Origin of the sequence: Halolamina sp. CBA1230 (assembly GCF_002025255.2) — an archaeon.
In the GTDB taxonomy this organism is placed as follows: domain Archaea; phylum Halobacteriota; class Halobacteria; order Halobacteriales; family Haloferacaceae; genus Halolamina.
The window spans coordinates 1,479,016-1,499,991 of the sequence record NZ_CP054587.1; the positions used below are offsets into that span (position 1 = coordinate 1,479,016).

Here is a 20,976-nt window from a genome sequence, read left to right on the forward strand (position 1 = left end):
CGGCGCCGCGTCGAAGTCGACGATGCGGCGGCCCACCTCCGGCGCGGTGATCAGACCGACAGCGTCGTCGGTTCGATAGCGAGCTCGTCGAAACGGCGCTCCAGCGCGTCGATCCGGCGGCCGACCTCCTCCGGGCGGTGGGAGTCGCTACCGACGACGAACTCGACGCCGCGGTCGAGCAGCGTGTCGAGCAGGTCGGGTGCAGGGTGGAACTCGCCGTAGTCGTCGAGCACGCGGCCGGCGTTGATCTCCGGCACGGTGTCGGCGTCGGCGAACGCGTCGGCGACCTGCTCGTACTGCTCGGCCGTGGAGTACCCCCGGAGCTCCGGCGTTCGCTCCACGAGGTCGGCGTGGGCCGCGATCTCGAACAGCTCCGACTCCGCGAGCGCGGCGAGGTTGTCGTAGTAGCCGTCGACGACCGCGCGGCGTTCGTCGTCGTCCAAGTGGACGAAGTTCTCGGACCACTGCACGTCGTCGCCCTCAACGGAGTGGACGCTGCCGACGGCGTAGTCGAACGCCGCCTCGTCGAGGAACGACGCGATATCGGCCTCGCGGCCGGGGACGTAGTCCATCTCGACGGCGTCGTACACCGCGAGGTCGGTCTCGGTCCGGACCCACTCGATCCCCTCGCGGCGCCGGGGGTACGTCTCGTCGAGCGCGAACCCGAGGCCGTCGAGGCGCCGTCTGGCCTCCCCGTCGGCGGTAACGTTGCAGTGGTCGGCGAAACCGATCCCGTCGAGCCCGGCCGCCTCGGCGGCCCGGACCATCCCGGGGATGAAGTAGCCGTCCGAGTAGTTCGAGTGGGTGTGGTAGTCGAACCGGACCATCAGGGCAGTGGCGCGAGCGTCGCCGTGAAGGCGGCCGTCTCGTCGGTGTCGTTGCGCGCGCCGTGGGCGACGCCGCGCTCGTGGTGAACGACGCCGGGGGCGACGATTTCCTCCTCCTCGTCCTCCTGGATCACGGTGACAGTCCCGGCGAGCACGTGGAACACGTTCAGGCTCTCGGGGTGGTCGTGGGTGTCGAGTTCGGCGCCCGGACCGAGGAAGAACGCCTTGACGAGCGCGGCATCGTCGACCACCAGTTCGCGCGTCTCGATCGTTCCCGGCTCCGGAGTCACGTCGGGGAGTTCGTCCATACACGCCCATCGGGACGCAGGGGAGAAAAGTCCGGCTACGGCGGTCGGCGACGGCCGCACTTCGACAGGGTGTTATTCCTCCTCAGGTCCGTCGAGAAACCCCTGGTACGGGCAGACGTACTCGTCGCGGATGATCTGCTCGTCGACGATCTCCAGCCCCAGCGCGTCCAGCTCCTCGCTGATCCGGTTGAGATCGTCGTGGTCGCGGCCGATCGTGTTGACGTAGACGTTGCGCTCGCCGGTCATGATCTCCCGGACGGCGGTGACGCCCTCGATCTCCCGGGCCGCGTTCGCGAGCTCGTCACGCTCCGGGATCGGCGCGGTGCAGATGATCTTCGTGTACAGCGGGTAGCCCGCGAGGTCGTAGTCGATGTCGAGGTGGTAGCCACGGATCACCCCGCTGTCCTCGAGCTTGTTGATCCGCGTGCGAACGGTGCTCGCCGACAGACCCAGCTTCTCGGCGATCTCGCTGGAGGAGGTGCCGCGGGCGTCCTGCTGGAGGTAGTAGAGGATATGACGGTCCACATCGTCCAGCTCTCCGTCTTTCATCGCTACCAGCGTTCGGCCCGGTACCGCCTTAGTACCCCCGATCCCGTCGAAACGGTGGCTGTGGGGGCAGCGTTTGACGAACGATGGTGACAGTTCGGTGTTTTTCCCGACGATATTTTGACGGAGCGTCACCTATATCCTCCCACTTATGCAGTTCCGACACGTCCTTTCGAGTAAGCACCCGCTGACCGCGGGTAGAACCCGTACTATGAGCGATATCTCCTCCCACACGGCCGTCGACGGATCGAGCACCGAACGGATCGGGGCGACGCGGACATGAAGGAGCTGGAACGCGACCTCGGGCTCCCCGCCGTGCTCGCGATCAGCATCGGCGCCATGATCGGCAGCGGCATCTTCATCCTGCCCGCGCTGGCGCTGGAGATCGCCGGCCCCGCGGTGATCCTCGCGTACCTGCTCGCGGGCGTGCTCGTCGTGCCTGCGGCGCTGTCGAAATCCGAGATGGCGACCGCAATGCCCGAGGCCGGCGGGACGTACATCTACATCGAACGGGGGATGGGGCCGCTGCTCGGCACGATCGCCGGCGTCGGCACGTGGTTCTCGCTCTCGTTCAAGGGCGCGCTGGCGCTGGTCGGCGGCGTCCCCTACCTGCTGATCCTGTTCGACCTACCGCTGAAACCCGTCGCGCTCGGGCTCGCGGTCGTACTGATCCTCGTAAACATCGTCGGCGCCAAACAGACCGGCCGGCTCCAGGTCGTTATCGTCGTCGTGATGCTGGCCGCACTGGGCTGGTTCGCCGCCGGGAGCGCCCCCGGCGTCGAGTCGGCGAACTACGCGAACTTCTTCGCCGACGGCGTCGGCGGGCTGCTAGCGGCGACGGGGCTGGTGTTCGTCTCCTACGCCGGCGTGACCAAGGTCGCGAGCGTCGCCGAGGAGGTCGAGGACCCCGGCCGGAACATCCCGTTGGGGATCCTGGGCTCGCTCGCGTTCACGACCGTGCTGTACGTCGCCATCGTCGCCGTCCTCGTGGGCGTGACCGACCCCGGTACGATCGCCGGCTCGCGGACGCCGGTCGCCGACGCCGCCAGGGTCACGATGGGCGGCGCCGGCGTGATCGCGGTGATCGTCGCGGCGATCCTCGCGCTGGTGTCGACGGCGAACGCGGGGATCCTCTCCTCCTCGCGCTACCCGTTCGCGATGAGCCGGGACAAGCTCGCGCCGCCGTCGATGGCGGAGATCAGCGACCGGCTCGGGACGCCCGTGAACTCCATCACGCTCACGGGCGCGGTGCTGCTGGCGCTGATCGCGTTCGTGCCGATCCTCGACATCGCGAAGCTCGCCAGCGCGTTCCAGATCATGGTGTTCGCGCTGATCAACCTCGCCGTGATCGCGTTCCGGGAGGGGACCGCCGAGTACGAGCCCGAGTTCACGTCGCCGCTGTACCCGTGGATGCAGGTCTTCGGCGCCGTCGCCAGCGTCGGCCTGCTGACCCAGATGGGGCCGATCGCACTCGGAGGTGCCGGGGTCATCACCGTCGCGAGCGTGCTCTGGTACGCGGGCTACGTCCGGCCACGGGTCGACCGCGAGGGGGCAGCGACGGGCGCGATCCGCCAGCAGGTCAGCGAGGAGACGCTCTCGGAGGTCGCATCCCCCGAAGCGACCCACGAGGCGCTCGTCGCGCTGACCAAGCAGATGGACCAGCGCCGGGTGCAGACGCTGGTCTCGCTGGCGGCCGATCTGGTCCGCGACGACGACGGCCGCGTGGTCGTCGTCCAGTTCGAGGAGGTGCCCGACCAGGCGCCGCTGACCGAGGACGTCGCCGCCCAGTCCAACGCCGACCGATCCTTCGAGCAGCGCGTCGAGCGGCTGGGCGAGGAGTTCGGCGTCGCCGTCGAGGCCGACGAGATCGTCAGCCACGACACCAAACACGCGATCGTCAACTTCGCCGAGCGGCGGGGCGTGGACGCGATCGTCGCCGAACACGAGCCGCTGCGCCTGCGCTCGCGACTGGTCGGCGACCCGATCGACTGGGTGGTTCGCCACGCGCCGTGTGACGTGCTGTTGGTCGACAGCTCCGCGCCGCGACTGCCAGAGCAGGTGGTCGTCTCCGGTGACACGGCGCCGTTCCCGTCGGCGGCGGTCAACGTCGCGTCGTCGGTCGCGGGCGCCCACGGCGGCCGCGTCTCGCTGTGGTACCCCGCCGACGGCGACGACCGCCGCCGCGCGTCGATCGAGGAGCACCGCGAGGAGCTCTCGGGGATGCTCGACGTCCCCGTCGAGGCCGAAGCGATCCCGACCGACCAGCGCCCGCCGGCGGCGGACCTGCTCGTTCGCCGCGGCGCCGACCACCGCCGCCGCGGCGCGCTCGCCGACGGGAACCGGCCGTTCGCACAGGTCGCGGGGACGACCGTCACGGTGTACCCCCGAAACAGCCGTCGGCCGCCGCTGCACAGGCGGCTGCTCGAACGGTTCCTGCTGTAGGCGTCGCTGGCGGTCGAAACCAGCGAGAAGGCGACGCCGGTGGAGAGCGTCACACGGGACGGACGCGTGCCGGCGGCGGCTGGGACGGCCATCCCGGTGCCCCGCCTCTGACGGGGGCACCCCCAGTTGTCCGCGCCGCCGCCGTCACGCCGACGCCGCCGCCTCCCGCTCCCACGGGAGGATGGGCGGCTGCGAAACCCACTGCGGTTCGGTCCCGGTCCGTCACCGAGCCGGGGTGCTAGCTAGCGATCAGTCGTCGTTCTCATCCTCGTCGTCATCGTCCTCGTCGTCTTCTTCGTCGTCGTCATCGTCCTCGTCGTCTTCTTCGTCGTCGTCATCGTCCTCGTCATCGTCGTTCACGGGCGCGTCACCGGAATTCCCCGGTGCGTCACCGGAGTTGCCCGGTGCGTCGTCGCTGTCGTCGGATTCGTCGTCATCGTCGTGGCCGGGCGCGTCGCCGGAGTTACCCGGAGCGTCACCGGAGTTGCCCGGCGCGTCGTCGTTCCCGTTGTCCAGGCTCTCCTGGATCAGCTGGCCGAGGTTCCCCTCGCGGTCGCCGTCGAGCCAGCTCTGGACCACGCTGAAGACGTTCTTCGCTCGGTCGGAGGCGTTCTCGTCGGGGCCGGCCTCGTCGTCATCGTCCTCGCGGACGAGTTCGCCGTCCTCGATCTCGTACTCCAGTTCGAGCTCCTTCTCACCGGACTCGATCTCGATCTCGAGCTCCTCGCTCGCGTTCGTCTCGAACGTCAGGCTGCCGTTCGCGTCGGTCGTGCCCACGTCCTCGCCGTTGGCTGCGACCGACGCGTTCTCGACGGCGCTGCCGTTCTGCGTGACCGTCAGCTCGACCGTGCCGTTGTCGTAGGTCACGTCCGCGTCGAGCGCGTGCTCGTCTTCGTCGTCGGCGTCGTCGTCAGCCTCACGGACGAGTTCGCCGTCCTCGATCTCGTACTCGACCTCGTGTTCGAACTCGTCACCCTCCAGTTCGATCTCGAGCTCCTCGCTCGCGTTCGTCTCGAACGTGAGCGTGCCGTTCGCATCAGTCGTGCCCACGTCCTCGTCGTTGGCCTCGACCGAGAGGTTCTCGACGCCGGTCCCGTTCTCTGTGACGGTGAGCGTCACCGCCCCGTCGTCGTAGGACGCGTCGACGGTCGTCCCGGCGCTCGTGTCGTCAGTCTGAGCCGTGACCGCCCCCGCCCCCACGGAGACGACCAGTGCGGCCACCAGTACTGTGAGTAGATTTCGTGTGTTCACCGTAGCCGTAGCCACAGTCTACTCCCCCTTGAATGGGTGTCGCGTCAAACCTCGATTCCGCCCGTTTGAGGCGGTTATAAACCGGATTAAGCCGGCTTAACAGCGCCTCGTGCCGGTGACGCCGTAGCCGAAAATCAGTCGTTGACGGCCGCTACCCGAGCTCGTCGACCAGCTCCTCCGCGACCGCCTCGGCGCCCAGCAGCGACGGGTCGACAACGAGATCGACGGTGCCGGCGACCGACTCCGGCAGGTCGCCGCTGCCGAAACAGACTGCCCGCACGTCGGGGTTGGCCTCCTTCGCCAGCGTGATCGATATCCCCTCCGTGAGATCCGTGAGCACGAACAGTTCGGCGTTCTCGATGCCCGCGTCCTCGAGCGCGCCGGCGAACACGGGGCTGTCGACCCGTTCGACAGTGACGCCGAGCGCTTCCAGCTCCTCGCCCAGCCCTTCGGGGTCGCCGCCCGCAACGATGGCGTTCATTATTCGTACTCGATGGTCGCGGGGGGTTTGTGCGTCACGTCGTACACCACTCGCGAGACGTTGTCGTTCATCCCGGTGATCCGGCTCTGGATGCGCTGGAGCGTGTCCCAGTCGAGCTCCTGGGCGCGGGCGGTCATCCCGTCCCGGCTCTCGACGGAGCGGACGGCGACAACCCAACCGTGGACGCGGTTGTCACCCTTCACGCCGGTCGCCTTCCCCAGCACGGCGCCGAACGCCTGCCAGGGGTCGTGCTCCGCGGTCTCCTCCTCGACGACGTGGCAGGCGTCGCGGGCGACTTCCACCTTCTCCTTGGTGACTTCGCCGACGATGCGGACCGCAAGCCCGGGTCCGGGGAACGGCATCCGTTCGGAGATCACCGCCTCGAGCTCGAGTTCGCGGGCGACCTCGCGGACCTCGTCCTTGTAGAGCTCTCGGACCGGCTCGACGATCCCCTCGAAGTCGACCGCTTCGGGCAGGCCGCCGACGTTGTGGTGGGATTTGATGTTCCCCTCGCTCTCGATGCGGTCGGGGTAGATCGTCCCCTGAACGAGGTAGTCGGCGCCGGCCTCGGTGGCTTCGCGCTCGAACTCGCGGATGAACTGCTCGCCGATGACGTGGCGTTTCTCCTCGGGGTCGGTGACGCCCGCGAGCGCCGAGAGGAACCGGTCCTCGGCGTCGACGATCTCCAGGGAGTGCATGTAGTCGAACGTCTCGCGGATGCTCTCGGTCTCGCCTTTCCGCATTAGCCCCGTGTCGACGTAGACGGGGATCAGGCGGTCGCCGATGGCCTCGTACGCCAGCGCGGCCGCGACCGAGGAGTCGACGCCGCCCGACAGCGCGATGACGGCCTTCCCGTCGCCGACCGCCTCGCGGATCTCCGCGACGGCCTCGTCGACGAACGATTCGGCGTCGACCATCAGGCGCTCACCTCCGTCTCCGGCGCCTCCTGCTCGTCCAGGATCGCGTCGAGCAGGCCGACGAACGGGGGGCTCGCGCGGTCGGGACGGGAACGGAACTCGGGGTGGAACTGCGTGCCGATGAAGTACGGGTGGTCGGCGCGTTCGACGATCTCCATACGGTTGTCCGCGTACCCCGAGAACGTCAGCCCGTCGGCTTCCAGCTGTGGGATGTACTCGGGGTTGACCTCGTAGCGGTGGCGGTGGCGCTCGGTGCAGGAGGTGTCGCCGTACACCCCCGCGGCGAGCGTGCCCTCGTCGATCTCGGTCACGTGGGTACCCAGCCGCATCGTCCCACCCATCTCCTCGGTCTCGTACTGCTCGGGCAGCAGATCGATCACTGGGTGGGGCGTGTCGGGCTCGATCTCGGTGCTGTCGGCGCCCTCCAGGCCGACGACGTTGCGGGCGTGCTCGATGACGGCCATCTGGAACCCCAGACAGAGGCCGAGGAAGGGAACGTCGTTCTCGCGGGCGTAGCGCACCGCCTCGATCTTCCCCTCGCTCCCACGGGAGCCGAACCCGCCCGGGACGACGACGCCGTCGGCGTTCTCCAGGCGTTCGGCGTGGTGCTCGTCCATCTCGTCGGCGTCGACCCAGACCACGTCGACCTCGACGCCGCGCTGGATGCCGGCGTGTTTCAGCGCCTCGTGGACGGACATGTACGCGTCCTCCAGGTCGTACTTCCCGACCAGCGCGACCTCGACGGTGTCGGTGCGCTCGCGGGTGACGAGGTCGCGCCACTCCGTCGAGCGTTCCGCCTCGGGTAGCGCCTCGTCGGCCAGGTTCAGCTCCTGCATCACGTACTCGTCGAGCCCCTCCCTCTCGACCATCAGCGGGACGTGGTACACGTCCTCCACGTCGGGGTTGGAGAACACCGCGTCGGTCGGGACGTCACAGAACAGCGCGATCTTCTCTTTGGTTTTCGGGTCGAGCTCGTCCTCACAGCGCCCGACGAGGATGTCGGGCTGGAGCCCGATCGACCGGAGCTCCTTCACGGAGTGCTGGGTGGGTTTGGTCTTCTGCTCGCCGTTCTTCGAGTAGGGGACGAGCGTGACGTGGGTGAAGAGGATGTCCTCGTCGTCCTCCTCGTGGGCGAACTGCCGGAGCGCTTCGAGGTACGGCATCCCCTCGATGTCGCCGACGGTCCCGCCGATCTCGATCAGACAGACGTCGCTGCCCTCCGCGGCCTCGCGGATGCGGCGCTTGATGTCGTCGGTGATGTGGGGGATGACCTGGACGGTCTCGCCGAGGTAGTCGCCGGCGCGCTCGCTCTCGATGACGTTCTTGTACACTTTCCCGGTGGTGACGTTGTGGTCCGAGGTCATGTCGACCCCGAGGAACCGCTCGTAGTTCCCGAGGTCCAGATCCACCTCGCCGCCGTCCTTGAGGACGTACACTTCCCCGTGCTGGTAGGGGTTCATCGTCCCGGCGTCGACGTTGAGGTAGGGGTCGATCTTGACGGCAGTGACGTCGAAGCCGGCGTTCGAGAGGAGGCGTCCGGTGCTCGCGGCGGTGATGCCCTTGCCGAGGCCGGACATCACCCCGCCGGTCACGAACACGAACTTCCGTCCGAGGTCGGGGTCGTAGCGCTGCGGGTCCGTCGGCATACCGACCATCCCCGTCGCCTCGGCAAAACGATTTCGGAGGGGAGCTACTCCGGCATCAGTTACGGGGATCACTCGCCAGCGATCCCGGCGATGGCGCCACGGGAGCTGTCGGCGAGACACGGAACGGTCGCCGAACCGAGTTACGGCTCGCGAGCCGGGCCGTTCGCGTCACAGTTCGGCGAACAGTTCCTCGGCGTACGCCTGTGCGCGCTCCCGGATCGCCGCGGCGTCGACGCCGACGTGCTCGCCGTCCGCGTAGCGCACGCGACCGTCGACCATCGTGAACTCGACGTCGTCCCCGTGGGCCGCGAACACCAGATGCGAGACGGGGTCGTGGATCGGCGTCGCGCGCTCGTGGTCCGTCGTGAGCCCCACGACGTCGGCTTTCCACCCCTTCCGGAGCGCGCCCACTCGATCGAAGCCGGCGGCCTCGGCGCCGTTCTCGGTCGCCATCTCGAAGGCGGTCTCGGCGGCGACCGCGGTCGGGTCGTTGTCGTCGACCTTCGCGAGCAGGCTGGCCTGCCGCATCTCGGTGAACGCGTCGAGCGTGTTGTTACACGGCGGGCCGTCGTTGCCCAGCGCGACGTTGATCCCCCGACCGAGGTAGTCCTCGACGGGCGCGATACCGGAGGCGAGCTTCATGTTCGAGGACGGGCAGTGGGTGACGTTCGTCCCGGTGTCCGCCAGCACCTCGCGCTCGGCCTCGTCGGTGTGGACGCAGTGGGCCAGCACCACGTCCTCGCCGGTCAGCCCGACATCGTCGAGCCAGTGGACGTTCCGCATCCCGGTCTCGGTCTCGACGGCGGCGATCTCGTTCTCGTTCTCGCTTGCGTGGGTGTGGATCGTGACGCCGTCGTAGCGGTCCGCCAACTCGCGAGCGCCGCGCAGGCACGCTTCGGTACAGGAGACGGCGAAGCGTGGCGTGACGGCGTACTGGATCCGGCCGTTCGCGGCCCCGTGGTACTGGCGGATCAGCGCCTCGCTGTCCCGCAGGGCCTCCTCGGTTGCCTGTTCGAGCCCGTCGGGGGACTCCTTGTCCATCAGCACCTTCCCCATCCGGGCGCGGATCCCGCGCTCGCGGGCGGCCTCGAACGCCTGGTCGGCGTGGTGGACCGAGAGGTGGTCGATCACGGTTGTCGTCCCGGCGGCCAGACACTCGAGGTAGCCGAGGTCGGCGGCGAGGCGCATCCCCTCGGCGTCGAGGCCGGCCTCCATCGGCAGCACGTGGTCGAACAGCCAGTCCAGCAGTTCGGCGTCGTCGGCGACGCCGCGGCCCAGCGACTGCACGGAGTGGACGTGCGCGCCGACGAGCCCCGGGGCGACGATGTCGAACTCGCGGTGCTCGTGGGCCGGGAACCGCTCGCGGAGGTCGGCAGCGGGACCGACGGCCTCGATGCGGTCGCCCGCCGTGACGACGGCGCCGTCCTCGATGGTCGTCTCGGCGTCGACGACGACCGTTCCGGTGAGTAGCATCCCCTCCGTGGGAGGGTATCGGGGATTAAGAGACTGACTATGCGTGGTCGGACCCGTGTGGTTCGGGGGCACGGCCGGTCAGGGTTGTTCGAGGGAAAGGATAGTTACCAAGAGGCAAATTCGGTGCATCGATCGGTTTCGGTTCTGTTTCCGGTGGTTCCTCTTCTATCGCGGGATCAGTGAGCGAGAGTATCAGCCCAGCCGTCGAAAGGTTCACTGCAGTAGAGTCGAAACTATTTGCCGATGGAGAAGGTGAATCTACTGGTGTACGCGGTGGAACTCTACGTCGTCGCGTTCCTCATCTCGGGAGGGCTGTTCGTGGCGGGTGTTGGCGTGAACCCCCTGTACATCCTCGCCCTCTCGGTGCTGCTCGTCTACCTGCTGGAGACGCAGGTCAATTGGCCGGAGCTGTTCCAGCGTCTGCGCGACACTGTCAGCAAGGAGCCGTGAACGCCGTGCAGAGCCTCACAGCCCCAGCGCGTCCAGCAGGTCGAACCCCCAGCCGAGATGCTCCATCGCGTAGTAGCCGACGTAGATGCCGACGATGGCGACGACGCCCGGCAGCGCCGGCGGCGCCGGGATCGGCAGGCGGAGGAACGTGAACAGCGCGCCAGTGACGATTCCGACCGCGAGAGCCGCGACGACGGCAGCGACGTTCATGGGTTCCGGAGCAACGCGGTCGGGCCACCTAAAGGCGACTATCGGCGGCGGGAGTCAGCAGCGTTAACCGTCGGCCCGACCGACTCCGGGCCATGAGCTACGAGGACGAGATGGAGAACCCCGAGAACCCCGTCGCGACGATCCACACCACCCACGGCGACATCGTGGTCGAACTGTTCGAGGACCGCGCGCCGACGACGGTGCGGAACTTCGTCACGCTCGCGACCCACGCCGAGGAGTACGACGACGCCGAGATCGGCCCCGAGGGCGAGGCGTGGGAGGACCCCGAGAGCGGCGAGAAGCGCGTCGACCCGCTGTACGACGACGTGGCGTTCCACCGCATCATCGCGGACTTCATGATTCAGGGCGGCGACCCGACCGAGACGGGTCGCGGCGGCCCGGGCTACGAGTTCGAGGACGAGTTCCACGAGGAGCTGACCCACGACGGCGCCGGGATCCTCTCGATGGCCAACTCCGGCCCGAACACCAACGGCTCGCAGTTCTTCATCACGCTGGACGCCCAGCCCCACCTCGACGGCAAACACGCCGTCTTCGGCCAGGTGATCGACGGGATGGACGTGGTGAAGGAGCTCGGTTCGGTCCCGACCGACCGCAACGACCAGCCCCAGGTCGAGGCGACGCTGGAGTCGGTCGAAGTCGAGCAGTAAGCCTTCCAGACGCTGTTTTGCGGTTTTTCGACGCCCGGTAGGACGCGAGTGGCGTGTTTGCGCTCCACAAAAGCGTTGCCGACAAAGCTTATCCCCATCCGTGCGAGATGTTCACATGCACAGCATGTTCGAGCAGTTCTCCAGCGGCTACTACCTGGGAGTGTTGTACGTCCAACCGGGCGAGGAGCGGGCCGCCCTCAACGTCGAGGACCACGAGGCGGTCAACCGGCAGCTCTACGGCGACAGCGAGGGGATCGAGCGGCTCGACTCCCCGCTCGTGATGAAGCTCGACGGAACCCACTTCCCGGTCCGGGGCGCGGAGGGTATCCCGACGGGCACGCTGACGGTGCCCGAGTCGCTGGCCGACGACGACCTCCCGGCGCGCCGGGAGGTGCTGCTGGCCCGCCCCGAGCGCGCCGGCCAACTGCTCAAGTACGGCGGCTGGCAGCCGCCGGACGCCGCCTGACGGCTGCTCGCCCCTGCTACCGCTGCAGTCGGTCCGGGCGCAACGCGTCCACCCGTCGCTGCACCCGACGCACGACCGCGCGCCGGTGGAGGAACAGCAGCCCGCCGAGGATCACCGTCACCGAGAACAGCATCGTCACGATGTTCAGCAGCAGCCAGTCGAACTCCAGCCCGTAGAGCTCCGTGTCGATCGGCGCGAACAGTCGGACGCCGCCGCTGAGGAAGTCGAAGAGGATGTGAGAACCGAACCCGACGGCGGCGGCACGCCAGGGCCCGATCGCGGAGAGCGCCAGCACCAGCAGGATCCCGAACAGCAGCGAGTGGGTCAGCCCACGGTGGGTCCAGAGGATCCCGTCGAGATATCCCATCCGGACCAGCGGGTCGAACACGAACTTGTCCGAATCGGGGATGGCGGCCGCCAGCACGGCGACGAGATACGGCTCCGCACGGCGAGCCCGGAACAGCACCAGTACGAGCGAGAGGCTGAGTAGCAGGTGGGCGCCGTCGGCGACCATGCGTGACCCGACGGACCGTGCACTAATAGGTTGTCGTATCAGTTATTCGATGAGTATGGCGGGCTCGCTGGACCCGAAGGGAGAGCTTTCGGCCCCGAACAATCGTGTTAGGAGGCTCATAACTTTATCCGGAGAGCCGGTGGTGAGGTGTATGGCAACGGAGCGACGGACGACCACGTGCATCGAGGAACAGCTCGAAGAGGCGCTCGACGCCGCCGAGTGCCCGGAGGTTCGCTACCACATCCGGGAGTCGATGCAGCTGCTCCATCTGGACGACCGGGAGAGCTGAGCCTCGGCGTGAGGCCCGAAGCTACAAACCCCTCCCCGCCCGCGGGTTCGGTATGCTCGACCGGCTGTTGGGTCGGCGCCGCCTGAAGGAGCGCATCGAGGAGTTGGAGGGGGAGTGTGAGGACCTCCAGGCACAGGTCGAGTCGGCCAAGGAGAGCCGCGCGGAGGCCGTCAGCGCCCGCCAAGAGGCCGAACGCGAGATCAACAGGCTCGAGGACCGAATCACCGAACTCGAGGACCGCCTCGACCGCGCCGAGGGCGACGGCGAGCCCGACCTGGCGTTCCGTCACGAGGAGACCGCCAGCGGCGGCCGCGTCGAGGCCGTCGCCGACCGCCTGCGGAGCGTCGACGCCGGGCGCGAGGGCGCGCTGACCGCGTTCGTCGACGACGAGGTGCCCGACGCAGTCCGAGAGACACTGGGCGACCGCGCCCCGCTCGTCTCGCGGGCGGCACCGTGTCTGGTCTGTGCCGACGACGCCGGCCTCGTCGCGACCGCGCTCTCGCTGCCGGTCGAGCCCGATCCCTTCGTCGAGTGGGCCGATAAGTTCCGCGTGGAGTCGGAGTGGATCCGCCCGACCGGGCGGCTCTGTTTCGCGCTCGTCCGTTCGGATCGCTTCGCGCTCGGCGTGTACGATGACGGCGAACGCGTCGCGTTCGAGGGGTTCGAGAGCGACGTGATGGACGAACACTCGAAGGGTGGGTTCTCCCAGGACCGGTTCGAACGCCGCCGCGACGCCCAGATCGACGAACACCTGGAGAAAGCGGCGACGGCCGTCGAGGATCACGCGACCGACGCCGACCGCGTCGTGGTCGTGGGCGAGCGCAGCGTGCTCGGGGAACTGCGCGACCTCGCGGACACGACCGCACGCGTCGACGCCACCGGCGAGCCCGAGGACGCACTGGCGACGGCGTTCCGTGACTTCTGGAGCGTCCGCGTCCGGGGGATCTAACCGTTCGTTACATGTCGTAACGGCTTGTTACACTCCGTAACGAACAAGTGAGTACACTCCGTCAGTCGACCTATGACCGAGACGATACGGGTCAGCGACGAGGATTACGAGCGCATCGCCGCGGCGGCGGCGGTGCTGGGGCTGACGTTCTCGGAGGTCGTCGAGCTCGGGCTCTCGACGGACCTGTTGAACGAGAGCCCCCGGCAGAACGCCCGCCGGGCGCTCCAGAACTACTACGTCTACATCCTCGGGCAGTACGACGAGCCCCACGAGGTGCCCGTCGAGGAGCTGACGTTCGAGGGGCCCCAGCAGGCGATGACGGCGCTCACCATCGGCCAGGAGAAACGCGAGAGCCGGATGGCGAAGGCCGCGGAGGGGGCCGCGTCGGAGTGAGATCGGGCAGTCCGCGCCGCCGGCCGCAGACAGCGTGAACGACGCTCCCGCACCGGGTTCGGAGTCGACCCGGATCTCGTCGCCGCAAAACCGTGACGTCCGGGAGGCGAGTGTGACCGTGGACCACCGATTTATACTCCCGCTCCCCAATCCACCCACCATGCCCGACCAGCGACGACTCGCGATCCTGGCCCACGAGAAGTTCCCCGACCGCGCGAAGACCGCCCTCGGCGTGATGCGGTACAGCGACGACGAGACCGTCGCCGTGATCGACCGCGAGGCCGCCGGGAGCCGCGTCCACGACCACACCGACACCGTGCCGGACGCGCCGATCGTCGGCTCCTTCGCGGAGATCGACGACGAGATCGACGCCCTGTTGATCGGTATCGCCCCGATCGGCGGCGGCTTCGACGAGTCCTGGCGCCCGGACGTGCGGGCGGCGCTCGAAGCCGGCGTCGACGTAGTCGCCGGCCTCCACTACTTCCTCAACGAGGACGAGGAGTTCGCCACGCTCGCGGCCGAACACGGCGCGGACATCCACGACGTGCGCGAACCCCACCCCGGGATCGGCGTCGCCGAGGGAAAGGCCGACGAGATCGACGCCGAGGTCGTCCTGACGGTGGGAACGGACTGCTCGGTCGGGAAGATGACCGCCACCTGCGAACTGGTCGACGCGGCCCAGGCGGCGGGTATCGACGCCGGCTTCATCCCCACCGGGCAGACGGGGATCATGATCGCCGGCTGGGGGAACCCCGTCGACCGCGTCGTCTCTGACTTCACCGCCGGCTCCGTCGAGGAGATGCTGCTGGAGAAGGGTGACGAGTACGACGTGCTGTTCGTCGAGGGGCAGGGGAGCATTATCCACCCCGCCTACTCGGCGGTCACCTGTGGGATCCTCCACGGCGCGATGGCTGACAAACTGGTGCTCTGTCACGAGGCCGGCCGCGAGGTGGTCCACGGCTACGAGGACACCGACCTGCCGCCGATCCCGGAGTACGTCGACCTGTACGAGTCCCTGGCTGCGCCGGTCCACGAGACCGAGGTCGTCGCCGGCGCGCTCAACACGAAAGACGTCGACGGCGACGAGGCGGCCCGCGAGGCGGTCGAGGCGTTCGCCGGCGAGATCGGCGGCGTCGCCACCGACCCCGTGCGCTTCGACGCCGCGGAGATCGTCGACGAGGTGGCGGGCGAATGAGCCTCGACACCGAGTTCGAGCGCGTCTCGCTCCCGCTGGCGGACGCGTTCACCATCTCGCGGGGCACACAGGAGACCGCCGAGAACGTGATCGTGAAGGTCACCGACGACGGCGGGATGACCGGGATCGGCGGCGCCGCGCCCTCCGCACATTACGGCGAGACGGCCGACACCGTCGAGGCGGTGCTGCCGGAACTGCTCGAAGTGGTCGAGAACGTGGGCGACCCCCACGCGCTGACGACGATCGAGGAGCGGATGCGCCACGCGGTCGAGCGCAACCCCGCCGCGCGGTGTGCGGTGTCGATCGCGCTGCACGATCTGGCGGCGAAACGCACGGGGCTGCCGCTGTACCGGATGTGGGGGCTCGACCCCGCCGAGACGCCGACGAGCTCGTTCACGATCGGGCTCGACACGACCGAGCGGATCCGCGATAAGACTGCCGACGCCGTCGGCGCGGGCTACTCGACGCTGAAGGTGAAGCTGGGGACCGACCGCGATCGCGAGATCATCGAGGCGATCCGCGAGGAGGCGCCGGACGCGACGCTGCGCGTCGACGCCAACGAGGCGTGGACGCCGCGGGAGACGGTCCGGAACTCGAAGTGGCTCGCCGAGCACGACGTGGAGTTCATCGAACAGCCCGTCCCCGCCGAGGACCCCGAGGGGCTCCAGTTCGCCTACGAGCGCAGCGAGCTCCCGATCGCTGCCGACGAGTCCTGCATCACGCTCGAGGATATCCCCGAGATCGCGGATCGATGCGATATCGCGAACCTGAAGCTGATGAAGTGTGGCGGCCTGCTCGAGGCGAAGCGGATGATCCACGCCGCCCGCGCCGAGGGGCTGGAGGTGATGCTCGGCTGCATGATCGAGAGCAACGCCAGCATCGCCGCCGGCGTCCACCTCGGCCCACTGCTCGACTACGCGGATCTGGACGGCTCGCTGCTGCTTTCGTCGGACCCCTACGCCGGCGTCGACCTCTCGGCGGGGGAGATGCGACTGGCGGAACTGGGGCTGCCCGGCACCGGCGCACGGGCGGAGTAGCCGGGCGCTCCCTCACTCCTCGAGGTCGACGTCGCGGTCGGTCTCCCGGAGGATGAACGGGCCGATGGAGAGCGTGCGCTTGGTGACCGTGACGATGCGAAGGATGTACGAGAGCAGCACGGCGAACGGCAGCAGCGCGACCGCGACGACCGCCGCGATCTGGAACAGCGAAACCGGGAGGCCGAACAGGAACGCCGGCGGGGCGTCGCCGTCGAAGTACAGTAGCGCCCACGTCGACGCCAGCAGCGAGGGGAGCGACACCCAGAGGATCGTCCGTGAGAGGTCGATCAGCTCCCACTGGAAGTACAGCGTCTTGAAGTGCTCCCGGGCCGGCCCGAACAGTTCGAGCACGCCCGCCAGGTCGTCCAGGCAGTCGAGCGCGTTCCGGCTCAGCGTCCCCTCGTACTCGTTCCGGAGCCGACGGGCGGTGTAGAGCTTCCAGGAGTAGTTGAAGTTCAGCGCGGCCTTGATCACGTCGAACTCGCCGAAGTGGGCCCCCTCGAGCCCCTCGCTGACCTCCTCGGCGTTCTCCCGGATGCTGTCGACGTACTCCTCGATACGCTCCCGGACGTCGTCCCGCTCGAGGTCGGCGACGGCCGCGTCCAGGTCGTCCGCACGGCGCTGGGTCGCCTCCACGAGCGCGCGCAGGAACGCCGACGGCTCGGTCGGGCTCACCGGCTCCTCGAGCACGGCGGCGGCGTCCGACCGGAACGTCGTCGCCTCCTCCATCCGCTCGCGCTGGTCGCCGACGGCGCCCTGTTCCTGTGAGAGCACCAACTGCGAGAGCGTCAACACGAGCGTGACGCCGGTCACGGTCGACCCCACGAGCGCCTGTGAGAGCGTGTCCACCGAGTCGCTCGCGGTGACCAGTTGGTGGGCGGGCGTGGGATGGACGATCCCGCCGACGAAGACGCCGAGGAAGAGGAAGGCGACGATCGCCAGCGCGACCAGCCGTCGGTCCGCACTCATCAGCAGCCAGAGCTTCGCCGTGCTCGCGCCCGCCCGCTCGCGGATCGTGTCGCTGGTCTGCCCTTGGGAGTCGTCGTCGGCACTGCCGCCGCTCACGCCGGCTCACCCCCCCGACGAGCTCGGGTGTCCCCCGTCGTGTGCCGGATCACTCCTCGTCCCGGAGCTCCTCGAGTTCGCTTTCGATCTCGGGGTCGGTTTCCGTCTCGCCGTCGTCGGACTCGGCCGCCGCCTCGCTCGTCGATTCGCTCGCCGCCTCGCTCTCGTCGGCGCCGTTCCCCTCGACGTCCTCGCCGAGCTCCCCTTTCAGCGTCGCGAGTTCGGACTCGACTTCGGTGTCGGTCCGCCCCTGTTCGAGTTCGCGGTCGATCGGGTCCTCGTCGGAGAGCGCGTTCTCGAAGGCGCCCGACTCCTCGAGTTCGTCCATCGCCTCCGCGCGGGCCTCCATATCCTCGGTGCGCTCCTCGGAGCGCTCGATAGCCCGGGTCACGTCGGCCATCTCGTCGCCGGCGCCGGTCATCGCCTCGGAGACGCGGGTCTCGGCCTCGGCGGCGTCGTGGCGGGCCTTCAGCGTCTCCTTCTTGGTGCGGAACTCCTCGATCTGGCTCTGGAGCTCCTCCTTCTTCTCGACGAGGCGGTCCTGTGACTCCTGGAGATCAGCGATCTGGGCCTCCAGATCCTCGATCTCGTTCATCTTCGACTTCTTCTTCTCCAGCGCCTCGCGGGCGAGGTCGTCGCGGTCCTGCCGGACGGCCTCGCGGGCCTGTTCGTTGTGTTTCTCGACGTTCTCCTCCAGCCGGCGCTTCTGGATCTCCAGGCGTTTCTTCTGGGTCGTCAGGTCGGCGATACCCTGCTTGACCTCCTGGAGCTGGTCGCGCATCTGCTCGTAGGAGTAGTCGAGCGTCTCGTTGGGGTCCTCGGCGCGGTTAAGCACCGAGTTCATCTTCGATCGGAGGATGTACGAGGCGCGCGAGAGGATTCCCATAGCCGGGTATGCGGTCGTCAGCGCCTTAAACTTCCCGCGGATTACTGTGCCAGCGAACGGAAAGCGCTTGGCGGTGGCAGCCCCACTCCGACCCATGAGCGACAGCGACCCGGTCGTGATCCCGAGCGCGCGGGACGTGCGGGCGAGTCTCGACGAAGGTGCGACCGGCGACGGTCGGCCGGGCGCCGACAACGGTGCGACCGGCGACGGTCGGCCGGGCGCCGACAACGGTGTGACCGGCGAGGCAGAGGCCTGCGTCGTCGCCTGCCCGCCCCACCCCCAGCAGCGCGGCCACCGCGGCGACCAGCGCCTCGTCGCGATCAGCGACCACCTCACCGACGCCAGCGTCGACTGCCTGCGGTTCGACTACGGCGACTGGGACGAGGGGTACGGCGAACTCGGCGACACGTACGCCGCCGTCGACTGGGCCGCGGAGCGCTACGACCGCGTGGGGCTGACGGGGTTCAGCTTCGGTGGCTGTCTGGCGCTGCTCGCGGCCGGCGGGACGACCGTCGACGGCGGGCCGGGAACGCCGCCCGACCTCGCCGCCGTCGCCGCGCTCGCGCCGCCGTCGCGGCTGAACGACGACCTGCTCGTGGCGCCGGCGATGGAGCGCGTCGAGGCCCCCGGGACGGTGGTGTACGGCGAGCGCGACGACACCGCGGACTGGCAGCTCCCCGTCCAGAAAGCCCAGGAGCTCGGCTGGGAGACGACCGCGATCCCGGCGGATCACTTCTTCGTCGGCCGGACCGGGAAGCTGGCCGAGACGATCGGCGGGTTCCTGCTCGACTACTGCGCCTCGCGGTAGCCCGCGATCACGTAGCTCGCGGTCAGCACGACGATCATCGCGATCACGAACGCCCAGAAGCCGGCGGAGAGGGCCCCGACGACCAGCTCCGTGGTCGGTTTCCCCTCGATCGGCCGCGTAACGTAGACGACGCCGCCCGCGAGCGCGCCGACGACGAACGGCGCGAGGAAGCGCGGGTTCCAGAGCGAGCCACCGCTGTCGGCGTAGCTGGTGACGTAGTTCCGGAACGTGCCGACGAAGACGTACACCGCGAACGCCCAGAGTAGGCCGCTGAGGACAGCGGTGAGGCCGATAACGAGCACGAACCCGCCAGTACCACTGCCGAGTAGTGAGGCACCGGAGCCGACGAGGAAGGCGGCGACGACGAGGAGATACCACGGCTCGAACCGCTCGGGGAGGGCCATGCCAAGGGCGTCGGCGGCGTTCGGCAAAAGCGTACCGCGAGTCAGTTGTACTCGCGCCAGGTGTAGTCGCACTCCTTGCAGCGCAGGAACCGCGTCGGCGGCTCGTCGGCCGAAGCAGTCTGGCGGATGTCGTACCACGCCTCGCCGTGGCCGCACTCCTCGCAGGTCACGTCCGAGGCGGTGGGTTTCCCCTCGTACTCGGCCTCCTCGTCGGCCTCGATCAGGTCGCCGTGGGTCTGTTCGTCGGTGGAGACGAACGCTTCCTCGGCCTCCGCGTCACGGGGCTGGCTGGCGTCGCACTCCGTACAGACCATCCGGTCGCCCTCCGCGACCATCATCGAGCCGCAGTCGTCGCAGAACTGCATACCGGAGCTACGGAACTCGCGCAGGAAAGGCTGTTCACTCCCCGTCGGTGGCGAATCCCGACAGCGCCTCGTCGTCGGCGGTGACCTTCGGACATCCCCGCACCCGGAAGTGGCCGTTGTCGACGAGTTCGACGATCTCGGTCCCCTCGTTGGTGCAGGTGGCGTTCGGCGGCGCGGCGAAGAACTCACAGCGCTGGCAGTACTCCCGTTTGTCGACGACGTGCTCGTCGGGCGTTTCGGTGGGTTCCGCGGCCGGCTCGGCGTCGCTCTCCATCCGGGGCTCCCCGCCCAGCAGCTCCTCGGCCTCGGCGTCGCCCTCGACCATCGCGTCCCAGACCGCTTCGCCGTCGATATCGCCGACGTCGACCTCCTCGAACAGCTCCGAGCTGTCCACGTCGGCCGGCTCCTCCTCGGCGACCGTCTCGAAGGGGCTCTCCTCGCCCGCTTCCGCCGCGGCCTCGCGTTCGGCCTCGATGCGCTCCCGGAGTGCGGAGAGCGGGACCTCCCTCTCTTCTGCCTCGTCCGTCTCGTCGTCGCTCGAACGGTCCCACGCCTCGTCGTCCGATCCGTCCCGCTCACTCATCGTCGGCGAACACCTCCTCGGCCGTCTCGGGCTCGAACGACTCGCCGGCCAGCGCCGGCCGGTCGCCGATCACGAGCGTCGCCGAGCCGAGGAATCGACTGCCCGGCTCGACGTCGACGAACGGCTCCCCGCAGTGGGGGCAGCGTGGGTCCGACAGCAGGCCGATGTGGACCTGTTTGTCGCAGGCTTCGCAGTCCGCTTTGCCGACGTTGCGGCGGTTGGCGTCTGCCTGAAGCTCCTCGACGGCGGTGCGCCGGGCGTCGGCAGCCTCGAGCTCGGTGACCCGCCGGCGGAGATCCACCACCGCGCCGGCCAGCGTATCCAGCTTCCCCTCGGCGTCGTCGGCGCGGTCGGCCAGCGAGGAGAGCACCGCCTCGTAGTTGTCGAACCCGCCCTCGACCTGCCGGTCGAGCGCCGCGAGCGCACGGCGGAGCCCCTCGATATCGTCGCCGCCGCCGCGTTCGGCCGCCTCGATCCGGGCTTCGAGTTCGGGGTGGTCGTGCTCCGCGTCGGCTTTCGCCTTGGCGACCTGCATCACCTGGACGACCCGGTCGCGCACGTCCTCGATACGGTCGTCGGTGTCGTCCTCGAGTTCGGCCACCCGGTCGGCCAGCTCCGCGAGCTGCTGATCCAGCGGCCGTGTATCGGTCGCGTCCTCGGCGTCCGAGAGGAGTCGGTAGGTCGCGACAGCGCGTGCGAGCACCTCCCCACGATCCCGGCCGGTTTCGGCGGCCCGATCGTCGAGCCATCCCTCGAGTTCGGCCGGGAGAGACTGGGGTAGCTCCTCTGCCATCGTGGACGGG

Annotated in this window: 26 protein-coding genes; 10 read left to right on the plus strand and 16 right to left on the minus strand. The window is 68.7% G+C overall.

What is annotated here, in order from left to right; translation table 11 throughout:
• Positions 1–50: 50 nt before the first annotated feature.
• From B4589_RS07695 to B4589_RS07705, 3 genes are all read right to left on the minus strand, one after another.
• Positions 51–827 carry a PHP domain-containing protein gene (locus tag B4589_RS07695; RefSeq protein WP_079233716.1) on the minus strand — a complete coding sequence of 259 codons (777 nt, stop codon included), beginning with the start codon at positions 825–827 and terminating at the stop codon, positions 51–53.
• Positions 827–1,135: a cupin domain-containing protein gene (locus tag B4589_RS07700; protein WP_079233717.1), complete on the minus strand. Its 309-nt coding sequence runs from the start codon at positions 1,133–1,135 to the stop codon at positions 827–829. Before B4589_RS07700 ends, B4589_RS07695 begins: the two co-directional genes overlap by 1 nt.
• Before the next feature lie 72 nt (positions 1,136–1,207).
• On the minus strand, positions 1,208–1,684 hold the full coding sequence (locus B4589_RS07705; protein ID WP_079233718.1) for an Lrp/AsnC family transcriptional regulator: 477 nt from the start codon (positions 1,682–1,684) through the stop codon (positions 1,208–1,210).
• Between the two features lie 276 nt (positions 1,685–1,960).
• Between B4589_RS07705 and B4589_RS07710 the strand changes: the two genes are divergently transcribed.
• The gene (locus B4589_RS07710; RefSeq protein ID WP_079233719.1) at positions 1,961–4,123 is read left to right on the plus strand and encodes an amino acid permease; all 2,163 of its coding nucleotides are present in this window, start codon (positions 1,961–1,963) and stop codon (positions 4,121–4,123) included.
• 249 nt (positions 4,124–4,372) lie between these two features.
• Here B4589_RS07710 and B4589_RS07715 read toward each other — a convergent pair whose 3' ends face one another.
• From B4589_RS07715 to B4589_RS07735, 5 genes are all read right to left on the minus strand, one after another.
• The gene (locus B4589_RS07715; protein ID WP_079233720.1) at positions 4,373–5,344 is read right to left on the minus strand and encodes a hypothetical protein; all 972 of its coding nucleotides are present in this window, start codon (positions 5,342–5,344) and stop codon (positions 4,373–4,375) included.
• Positions 5,345–5,525: 181 nt separating this feature from the next.
• Positions 5,526–5,855, minus strand: coding sequence for a CTP synthetase (locus B4589_RS07720; protein ID WP_079233721.1), 330 nt, complete (start codon positions 5,853–5,855; stop codon positions 5,526–5,528).
• Positions 5,855–6,772 (minus strand): glutamine-hydrolyzing GMP synthase, encoded by a 918-nt coding sequence (gene guaA, locus B4589_RS07725; RefSeq protein WP_079233722.1) that lies wholly within the window; start codon positions 6,770–6,772, stop codon positions 5,855–5,857. The genes B4589_RS07720 and guaA overlap by 1 nt, the downstream gene beginning before the upstream one ends.
• Positions 6,772–8,418, minus strand: a complete 1,647-nt coding sequence (locus B4589_RS07730; protein ID WP_079233723.1) for a CTP synthase — start codon at positions 8,416–8,418, stop codon at positions 6,772–6,774. The genes guaA and B4589_RS07730 overlap by 1 nt, the downstream gene beginning before the upstream one ends.
• 168 nt (positions 8,419–8,586) lie before the next feature.
• The gene (locus B4589_RS07735; RefSeq protein WP_079233724.1) at positions 8,587–9,891 is read right to left on the minus strand and encodes a 5'-deoxyadenosine deaminase; all 1,305 of its coding nucleotides are present in this window, start codon (positions 9,889–9,891) and stop codon (positions 8,587–8,589) included.
• Between the two features lie 243 nt (positions 9,892–10,134).
• Between B4589_RS07735 and B4589_RS07740 the strand changes: the two genes are divergently transcribed.
• Complete coding sequence (locus B4589_RS07740) at positions 10,135–10,341, plus strand: hypothetical protein (protein ID WP_079233725.1); 207 nt, start codon at positions 10,135–10,137, stop codon at positions 10,339–10,341.
• Between the two features lie 15 nt (positions 10,342–10,356).
• On the opposite strand, the gene B4589_RS07745 is transcribed toward B4589_RS07740, so the two are convergent.
• The gene (locus B4589_RS07745; protein ID WP_079233726.1) at positions 10,357–10,551 is read right to left on the minus strand and encodes a XapX domain-containing protein; all 195 of its coding nucleotides are present in this window, start codon (positions 10,549–10,551) and stop codon (positions 10,357–10,359) included.
• A 92-nt stretch (positions 10,552–10,643) separates the two neighbouring features.
• Between B4589_RS07745 and B4589_RS07750 the strand changes: the two genes are divergently transcribed.
• Entirely contained in the window at positions 10,644–11,219 is a 576-nt protein-coding gene (locus tag B4589_RS07750; protein ID WP_079233727.1) for a peptidylprolyl isomerase, read from the plus strand.
• Positions 11,220–11,343: 124 nt separating this feature from the next.
• Positions 11,344–11,685 (plus strand): DUF5802 family protein, encoded by a 342-nt coding sequence (locus B4589_RS07755; RefSeq protein WP_079235195.1) that lies wholly within the window; start codon positions 11,344–11,346, stop codon positions 11,683–11,685.
• 16 nt (positions 11,686–11,701) lie between these two features.
• On the opposite strand, the gene B4589_RS07760 is transcribed toward B4589_RS07755, so the two are convergent.
• Complete coding sequence (locus B4589_RS07760; RefSeq protein ID WP_079233728.1) at positions 11,702–12,199, minus strand: metal-dependent hydrolase; 498 nt, start codon at positions 12,197–12,199, stop codon at positions 11,702–11,704.
• Positions 12,200–12,350: 151 nt separating this feature from the next.
• On the opposite strand from B4589_RS07760, the gene B4589_RS07765 reads away from it, so the two are divergent.
• The 5 genes from B4589_RS07765 (at position 12,351) to B4589_RS07785 (ending at position 16,062) form a co-directional block, all read left to right on the plus strand.
• Complete coding sequence (locus B4589_RS07765) at positions 12,351–12,488, plus strand: hypothetical protein (RefSeq protein ID WP_158081153.1); 138 nt, start codon at positions 12,351–12,353, stop codon at positions 12,486–12,488.
• Positions 12,489–12,540: 52 nt separating this feature from the next.
• The gene (locus B4589_RS07770) at positions 12,541–13,437 is read left to right on the plus strand and encodes a Vms1/Ankzf1 family peptidyl-tRNA hydrolase (protein WP_079233729.1); all 897 of its coding nucleotides are present in this window, start codon (positions 12,541–12,543) and stop codon (positions 13,435–13,437) included.
• A gap of 72 nt (positions 13,438–13,509) precedes the next feature.
• Positions 13,510–13,830, plus strand: coding sequence for a hypothetical protein (locus B4589_RS07775; protein WP_079233730.1), 321 nt, complete (start codon positions 13,510–13,512; stop codon positions 13,828–13,830).
• Positions 13,831–13,990: 160 nt separating this feature from the next.
• Positions 13,991–15,025: a DUF1611 domain-containing protein gene (locus tag B4589_RS07780; RefSeq protein WP_079233731.1), complete on the plus strand. Its 1,035-nt coding sequence runs from the start codon at positions 13,991–13,993 to the stop codon at positions 15,023–15,025.
• Positions 15,022–16,062 carry a dipeptide epimerase gene (locus tag B4589_RS07785; RefSeq protein ID WP_079233732.1) on the plus strand — a complete coding sequence of 347 codons (1,041 nt, stop codon included), beginning with the start codon at positions 15,022–15,024 and terminating at the stop codon, positions 16,060–16,062. The genes B4589_RS07780 and B4589_RS07785 overlap by 4 nt, the downstream gene beginning before the upstream one ends.
• A gap of 12 nt (positions 16,063–16,074) precedes the next feature.
• Here the strand turns inward: B4589_RS07785 and B4589_RS07790 are convergent, their stop codons facing one another.
• Both B4589_RS07790 and B4589_RS07795 read right to left on the minus strand, forming a co-directional pair.
• A complete protein-coding gene (locus tag B4589_RS07790; protein WP_079233733.1) occupies positions 16,075–17,127 on the minus strand; it encodes a hypothetical protein in 1,053 nt (350 codons plus the stop codon).
• 49 nt (positions 17,128–17,176) lie between these two features.
• The gene (locus B4589_RS07795) at positions 17,177–18,013 is read right to left on the minus strand and encodes a PspA/IM30 family protein (RefSeq protein ID WP_079233734.1); all 837 of its coding nucleotides are present in this window, start codon (positions 18,011–18,013) and stop codon (positions 17,177–17,179) included.
• 94 nt (positions 18,014–18,107) lie between these two features.
• Here B4589_RS07795 and B4589_RS07800 point away from each other — a divergent pair, with 94 nt between their 5' ends.
• Positions 18,108–18,821: a CocE/NonD family hydrolase gene (locus B4589_RS07800; protein ID WP_079233735.1), complete on the plus strand. Its 714-nt coding sequence runs from the start codon at positions 18,108–18,110 to the stop codon at positions 18,819–18,821.
• Here B4589_RS07800 and B4589_RS07805 read toward each other — a convergent pair.
• Genes B4589_RS07805 through B4589_RS07820 form a run of 4 tightly spaced genes read right to left on the minus strand, consistent with a single transcriptional unit; the run spans position 18,803 to position 20,966 of the window.
• Entirely contained in the window at positions 18,803–19,225 is a 423-nt protein-coding gene (locus tag B4589_RS07805; protein WP_079233736.1) for a hypothetical protein, read from the minus strand. The genes B4589_RS07800 and B4589_RS07805 overlap by 19 nt on opposite strands.
• A 41-nt stretch (positions 19,226–19,266) precedes the next feature.
• Positions 19,267–19,590 carry a transcription factor S gene (locus tag B4589_RS07810; RefSeq protein WP_079233737.1) on the minus strand — a complete coding sequence of 108 codons (324 nt, stop codon included), beginning with the start codon at positions 19,588–19,590 and terminating at the stop codon, positions 19,267–19,269.
• 34 nt (positions 19,591–19,624) lie between these two features.
• Complete coding sequence (locus B4589_RS07815) at positions 19,625–20,173, minus strand: hypothetical protein (RefSeq protein WP_079233738.1); 549 nt, start codon at positions 20,171–20,173, stop codon at positions 19,625–19,627.
• Entirely contained in the window at positions 20,166–20,966 is an 801-nt protein-coding gene (locus B4589_RS07820) for a hypothetical protein (RefSeq protein WP_079233739.1), read from the minus strand. Before B4589_RS07820 ends, B4589_RS07815 begins: the two co-directional genes overlap by 8 nt.
• Between the last annotated feature and the right edge of the window lie 10 nt (positions 20,967–20,976).

Excerpts from the sequence above, each read along its gene's own strand:
- B4589_RS07695 (WP_079233716.1), bottom strand. The coding sequence starts at position 827 with ATGGTCCGGTTCGACTACCACACCCACTCGAACTACTCGGACGGCTAC.
- B4589_RS07700 (WP_079233717.1), bottom strand. The coding sequence starts at position 1,135 with ATGGACGAACTCCCCGACGTGACTCCGGAGCCGGGAACGATCGAGACG.
- B4589_RS07705 (WP_079233718.1), bottom strand. The coding sequence starts at position 1,684 with ATGAAAGACGGAGAGCTGGACGATGTGGACCGTCATATCCTCTACTAC.
- B4589_RS07710 (WP_079233719.1), top strand. The coding sequence starts at position 1,961 with ATGAAGGAGCTGGAACGCGACCTCGGGCTCCCCGCCGTGCTCGCGATC.
- B4589_RS07720 (WP_079233721.1), bottom strand. The coding sequence starts at position 5,855 with ATGAACGCCATCGTTGCGGGCGGCGACCCCGAAGGGCTGGGCGAGGAG.
- guaA (WP_079233722.1), bottom strand. The coding sequence starts at position 6,772 with ATGGTCGACGCCGAATCGTTCGTCGACGAGGCCGTCGCGGAGATCCGC.
- B4589_RS07730 (WP_079233723.1), bottom strand. The coding sequence starts at position 8,418 with ATGCCGACGGACCCGCAGCGCTACGACCCCGACCTCGGACGGAAGTTC.
- B4589_RS07735 (WP_079233724.1), bottom strand. The coding sequence starts at position 9,891 with ATGCTACTCACCGGAACGGTCGTCGTCGACGCCGAGACGACCATCGAG.
- B4589_RS07740 (WP_079233725.1), top strand. The coding sequence starts at position 10,135 with ATGGAGAAGGTGAATCTACTGGTGTACGCGGTGGAACTCTACGTCGTC.
- B4589_RS07745 (WP_079233726.1), bottom strand. The coding sequence starts at position 10,551 with ATGAACGTCGCTGCCGTCGTCGCGGCTCTCGCGGTCGGAATCGTCACT.
- B4589_RS07750 (WP_079233727.1), top strand. The coding sequence starts at position 10,644 with ATGAGCTACGAGGACGAGATGGAGAACCCCGAGAACCCCGTCGCGACG.
- B4589_RS07755 (WP_079235195.1), top strand. The coding sequence starts at position 11,344 with ATGTTCGAGCAGTTCTCCAGCGGCTACTACCTGGGAGTGTTGTACGTC.
- B4589_RS07760 (WP_079233728.1), bottom strand. The coding sequence starts at position 12,199 with ATGGTCGCCGACGGCGCCCACCTGCTACTCAGCCTCTCGCTCGTACTG.
- B4589_RS07765 (WP_158081153.1), top strand. The coding sequence starts at position 12,351 with ATGGCAACGGAGCGACGGACGACCACGTGCATCGAGGAACAGCTCGAA.
- B4589_RS07770 (WP_079233729.1), top strand. The coding sequence starts at position 12,541 with ATGCTCGACCGGCTGTTGGGTCGGCGCCGCCTGAAGGAGCGCATCGAG.
- B4589_RS07775 (WP_079233730.1), top strand. The coding sequence starts at position 13,510 with ATGACCGAGACGATACGGGTCAGCGACGAGGATTACGAGCGCATCGCC.
- B4589_RS07780 (WP_079233731.1), top strand. The coding sequence starts at position 13,991 with ATGCCCGACCAGCGACGACTCGCGATCCTGGCCCACGAGAAGTTCCCC.
- B4589_RS07785 (WP_079233732.1), top strand. The coding sequence starts at position 15,022 with ATGAGCCTCGACACCGAGTTCGAGCGCGTCTCGCTCCCGCTGGCGGAC.
- B4589_RS07795 (WP_079233734.1), bottom strand. The coding sequence starts at position 18,013 with ATGGGAATCCTCTCGCGCGCCTCGTACATCCTCCGATCGAAGATGAAC.
- B4589_RS07800 (WP_079233735.1), top strand. The coding sequence starts at position 18,108 with ATGAGCGACAGCGACCCGGTCGTGATCCCGAGCGCGCGGGACGTGCGG.
- B4589_RS07805 (WP_079233736.1), bottom strand. The coding sequence starts at position 19,225 with ATGGCCCTCCCCGAGCGGTTCGAGCCGTGGTATCTCCTCGTCGTCGCC.
- B4589_RS07810 (WP_079233737.1), bottom strand. The coding sequence starts at position 19,590 with ATGCAGTTCTGCGACGACTGCGGCTCGATGATGGTCGCGGAGGGCGAC.
- B4589_RS07815 (WP_079233738.1), bottom strand. The coding sequence starts at position 20,173 with ATGAGTGAGCGGGACGGATCGGACGACGAGGCGTGGGACCGTTCGAGC.
- B4589_RS07820 (WP_079233739.1), bottom strand. The coding sequence starts at position 20,966 with ATGGCAGAGGAGCTACCCCAGTCTCTCCCGGCCGAACTCGAGGGATGG.